Genomic DNA, 4,266 nt, shown 5'->3' on the forward strand with positions numbered 1-4,266 from the left:
AGGGGAGGGCATCCCCAAAGTAACGCTAAGGGAGTTGGAACCGCTACTCTGCTTGGGGAAACCCTGGTGGAGCAAGTTCTGACGATGAGCTTAGAATCCCCGGTCTTTTAAGCCGGGGAGTGTCAATTCTACTGGTATTGTTGGCGATTTGATTGGAGAGCGCGCCTAATTCTTGAACAATTTCCTCGGAACTTCTGGCTCTACCTCCCATTAGAAAGTAGTAGAGTCGGAAATAGGGATTCTCAGCCATTTCTGTTACGCTTGTTGGGATTCCTAACCCTTCAGATAACAACTGCATAAATGGAGAAAGTTGTTGTTGGGTTGGTTGATTATTTGTTGATGCTACTGTTTCAGACCAGACCAAACGGTAGCTACCTGTTGTGCTACCAACAGCGCTAGTAACAACAACATGATAGGTTCCATCCAGGGGTAGCCTCATGAGAATTCGCGCGTTACTGCTACCACCCCCATCATCATCAGCAGCAAGCGTCTTTCCTGTAGAATCGACTAAAAAGAGATAGGCATCGAATTCACTGCTGGTTAGTTCGACTGCAATTTGTTGCCCCGCACGCCCGGTAAACTCATGCACGTTAAAATAGGCGTTATTTTGTAGCATTATCTCGCTATTTCGATCCAGCTTCCCTTCCACTATCTGTGGGGTTGACGCCCTCTCTCTTCGAGTCTGTGGGGTTGACGCCCTCTCTCTTCGAGTCTGTCTTGCTGGGTTAGTTCTGCTTGCTTGGGGGTTAGATGAATTAACATTAATGACCTGAATGCAGAATTGCCCGCTATTATCTCCTGGCTTCTTGTCATTCACTAAAAATTCTAAAATACCTGACGCTGGAACTGTAATTTTTCTGGCTTCGCCAATGAAAAACCAACCCTCTAAATCCTCCATCCCGGGCTGTTTGATTCTGCCCATCAAACGACCGTGCGACACATCTGGGAAATAATTGTAATCTGCAGGGAAGTCAATCCCATTGGGGCCGCCCGATCCAGCAACAAATCCAAAGTTTATCCTGCCGCTGGCTCTGATATCGAGTTCATCTCCAGGAGCGAATGTTCTGCCCGTACTGACGAAACTATTCGTGCATATATTTAAGTCCCCTTCTGTTTCTGCGATCGCAGGAGGACTCAATGAAGTTACGCCCAACAGGCAAAGAATCATGAGTTCATTGAAATTTGAGCCGCGAAATGAAAAGAATGATTTCATGTTGACACTCTTCTGCTTTGAATTTCCTTAAAACTTAAATTAGATAGCGGCGATCGCGGATTTAGGCAACAGCATTGCGATTGTTATACCAATTTTCAACGATATTGCATCCAATCACTTCAGATCGCGATCTTAAAATACGTATCGTAAAATTAAAAGCAGTTGTCAAGCAGTTTGGTGAAAAATGCCTCAAACCTCTGCAACCAAACGGATTGGACGACCGAGATCGGAAGAATCGAAGACGGCGATTCTGGAAGCGACTTGGAACTTGCTGCAAACAACCACCCTGAAAGACTTGTCGATTGAAGCGATCGCCCGCGAGTCGGGAGTAGGTAAAACCACGATTTACCGCTGGTGGGCAAATAAAACAGCAGTGGTGATGGATGCCTTTCTAGAGAAACTGTCGCCAGAAATTCAATTTCCCCAAGCAGAATCGGCGCCATTTGCGATCGCGGCGCAAATGGCGCTCCTAATTAAAGCATTTTCCGGGGATTATGGGCGAATTGTGGCGCAAATTATTGCTGAGGGGCAGGCTTGTCCGGAAACATTAGCAAATTATCGCGCTCGCTTCCTCTATCCGCGACGGGAGGCGGCTAAAGCTATTATTCAGCAGGGCATTAGCAATGGAGAATTTGACCCCAACCTAGACCCAGAATTGGCAATCGATCTGTTGTATGGAGGCATCTATTTTCGGCTGTTGGTGGGGCATTTACCGCTGGATGAAAAGTTTGCAGAGGAGTTACCGCGATTAGCGATCGCAACGCTTCGCAATCGGCACTAAGAGCGATTCTGGAGTTAATACAATATCGATAAGATGAGTGCGAAATTAACATCAAGCTGTGGAAACTAGAAAATCGAAGCCATTAGATATTACACCTTACTGGGATGGTGGAACCTTTGAAGATCGCCTCGATATTCCATTAGACTACCCTTATAGTTCGAGCGAATGGGATAGTATTTTTCTAAGCGCGCCTAACGCTTCCGACAAAATCTGTTAGCTGGTTGGCTGTTGTCGAGCTTTTTGCATGACAGAATTAATATACTCAGCTTTTCCGGCTGTGTATGCTTCGCGATCGCTAGAAAAGCGTTGGGCAAGATTGTACTTTAATTGAGCATAACGAGCTGCTTCATCTGGATGCTTGCAAAGATAGTCTCGAAATATCAAACGCTCCCACAATACACTATCTGGCTCGACCATGTGGATGTGATGAGTGCGCGGACTATTAGGCGGTAACCCTTTAACAAAAAACATCCGTTGAGGGTCAGGATTCTCCAACCAGTAAGCATAGCCTAACTGTTCTAGCGGAGAAACTGCAACTTGTTTTGCCTCTGCTAGCGAGCGTACACCTATCAATAGATCGATGATGGGTTTTGCAGCTAACCCTGGAATGGCTGTGCTACCAAAATGCTCAATGCGGGTAACAAAATCTCTATCTAAAACTGCCCGAATACATGCAGATTCTTGCTCAAAAGATATTACCCAGTTTGGATTGTATTGAGTGATGATAACTTCATCCATTTTTATACAATAATAATTTGGTACAATCGATTGCCAATGCTCGTACCCAAATCGCTCAATTGGTTGCGGCGTAAGATGGTTATTGCGAGCGCAGATTTTTTGTCTCGTCTTGCAACGCGGCAATACTTCGGCTGACAAAGCTGACAAAATACAATTGAATATTTACAGGAGGCTTTATGACATTGACAAACTCCTCGCTTTCCACATTAAAACTTTTCGCGGCACTAGGCTGTGGACTGGTTGCAGGTGTCTTCTTTGCGTTTTCTACCTTCGTGATGCCTGCCCTTGCCAGACTCCAACCTGCCCAAGGTATCGCTGCCATGCAGTCTATCAATATCGCAGCCATCAATCCATTGTTCATGTTCGCGATCTTTGGAACAGCAGCAGCTTGTCTTTTTCTAGCGATCGCTTCATTGTTCAAGTGGCATCAACCGGATACAGCCTATATTCTCATCAGCAGCCTGCTTTATCTCGTTGGTGCAGTTGGAGTAACGATCGCCTTCAATGTACCGTTAAATGATGCGCTGGCGATCGCCAAACCAAACAGCGCTGAGGGTGCGAGACTATGGGCTAACTACCTGACTAACTGGACATTCTGGAATCACGTTCGGACAGTAGCATCGCTGGCAGCAGCGACATTGCTGACGATGGCCCTCTATTAAGAAGGCAGGAGGCAGGGGGCAGGAGGCAGAAGGAAAGAAGTTTTGAGCTGCATTTTATTTTTAGCTGAAGCAGCATAAGCCCCGCGCTGTAATCTCTGATTCAGCGTCGGGATGAATGCGAGTGAGCCCTTGGAGTGCAGGTTGACTGAGGCGAAACGCAGCGAGCAAGAGAAATCTGCAACGACGAAACGAACAAACTCTTCCTAACGAAGCGAGTTTACTGGAATCGGGAACTTTCGACTGAGATTTGTTATCATAGTTATAAAAGCATGATAAAGGTCGTAATCATGTTAAAGGCAGTCAAAGTCAGAATCTATCCAACTGATGAACAGCAATCCCATCTAGCGCAAGCGTTTGGCTGTGTGCGTTGGGTCTGGGTGCGATTCGTTCCTGCAAAAATGGAAAGCTCAAAAGGCTGAAGTGTAAGCAGGGCAAGGTTGGTAATAATTAACCTTGACAATCTAATTTCCGTGATGGTGTAAGTCCATCCCTCTTGATGTTGGAGTGACAGCCTAATCCCCAATCTATAAAACTGGTAATCTTATAGGTTGAAGCGGGGTTAAACGGTGGTAATTTAAAATCCGATTAAGAATCCCATCTAGCATCTAGTCATGGGTAGAAATACGAACTTTCATCTGAAACACCGTAACACGCAACCAGCCTACTCGGATTATTGGCTGGAGACAAAATGTCAAAAGTCTAAAATGCCAGATGACTCCAGACTCATAACTGGAAACATCCATAGAGACTCGGTGTATAGAAAGACCCTAAAACTAGGAACAACGGAAATTAGGAACGAAGTAACCCTTATAAATCTCTTAAGATAGGTCGAATCTTAAGTAGTAACCAGCACAAGGTTTATAAGGAAAGGA

6 protein-coding genes are annotated in these 4,266 nt (G+C 45.4%); 4 read left to right on the top strand and 2 right to left on the bottom strand.

The annotated features are described in order from the left end of the window. Positions 1-43 precede the first annotated feature (43 nt). Entirely contained in the window at positions 44-1,168 is a 1,125-nt protein-coding gene (locus MiSe_RS47885) for a PPC domain-containing protein (protein ID WP_226594364.1), read from the bottom strand. A 229-nt stretch (positions 1,169-1,397) separates the two neighbouring features. Between MiSe_RS47885 and MiSe_RS47890 the strand changes: the two genes are divergently transcribed. Both MiSe_RS47890 and MiSe_RS47895 read left to right on the top strand, forming a co-directional pair. Then, positions 1,398-1,994: a TetR/AcrR family transcriptional regulator gene (locus MiSe_RS47890; protein ID WP_226594366.1), complete on the top strand. Its 597-nt coding sequence runs from the start codon at positions 1,398-1,400 to the stop codon at positions 1,992-1,994. A gap of 58 nt (positions 1,995-2,052) precedes the next feature. Then, entirely contained in the window at positions 2,053-2,211 is a 159-nt protein-coding gene (locus MiSe_RS47895) for a hypothetical protein (protein WP_226594368.1), read from the top strand. On the opposite strand, the gene MiSe_RS47900 is transcribed toward MiSe_RS47895, so the two are convergent. Continuing rightward, positions 2,208-2,879: a GrpB family protein gene (locus tag MiSe_RS47900; RefSeq protein WP_226594370.1), complete on the bottom strand. Its 672-nt coding sequence runs from the start codon at positions 2,877-2,879 to the stop codon at positions 2,208-2,210. The genes MiSe_RS47895 and MiSe_RS47900 overlap by 4 nt on opposite strands. Positions 2,880-2,908: 29 nt before the next feature. Between MiSe_RS47900 and MiSe_RS47905 the strand changes: the two genes are divergently transcribed. Together MiSe_RS47905 and MiSe_RS47910 are read left to right on the top strand one after the other, a co-directional pair. After that, positions 2,909-3,394, top strand: coding sequence for an anthrone oxygenase family protein (locus MiSe_RS47905; protein ID WP_226594372.1), 486 nt, complete (start codon positions 2,909-2,911; stop codon positions 3,392-3,394). Positions 3,395-3,681: 287 nt separating this feature from the next. Next, complete coding sequence (locus tag MiSe_RS47910) at positions 3,682-3,813, top strand: helix-turn-helix domain-containing protein (protein WP_307731683.1); 132 nt, start codon at positions 3,682-3,684, stop codon at positions 3,811-3,813. The last annotated feature ends 453 nt before the right edge of the window (positions 3,814-4,266 follow it).

Origin of the sequence: Microseira wollei NIES-4236 (assembly GCF_020521235.1) — a bacterium.
GTDB classification, from domain to species: domain Bacteria; phylum Cyanobacteriota; class Cyanobacteriia; order Cyanobacteriales; family Aerosakkonemataceae; genus Microseira; species Microseira wollei.

Bases quoted from the DNA above. Each gene is read 5' to 3' on its own strand.
- MiSe_RS47885 (WP_226594364.1), bottom strand. From the start codon at position 1,168: ATGATTCTTTGCCTGTTGGGCGTAACTTCATTGAGTCCTCCTGCGATC.
- MiSe_RS47890 (WP_226594366.1), top strand. From the start codon at position 1,398: ATGCCTCAAACCTCTGCAACCAAACGGATTGGACGACCGAGATCGGAA.
- MiSe_RS47905 (WP_226594372.1), top strand. From the start codon at position 2,909: ATGACATTGACAAACTCCTCGCTTTCCACATTAAAACTTTTCGCGGCA.
- MiSe_RS47910 (WP_307731683.1), top strand. From the start codon at position 3,682: ATGTTAAAGGCAGTCAAAGTCAGAATCTATCCAACTGATGAACAGCAA.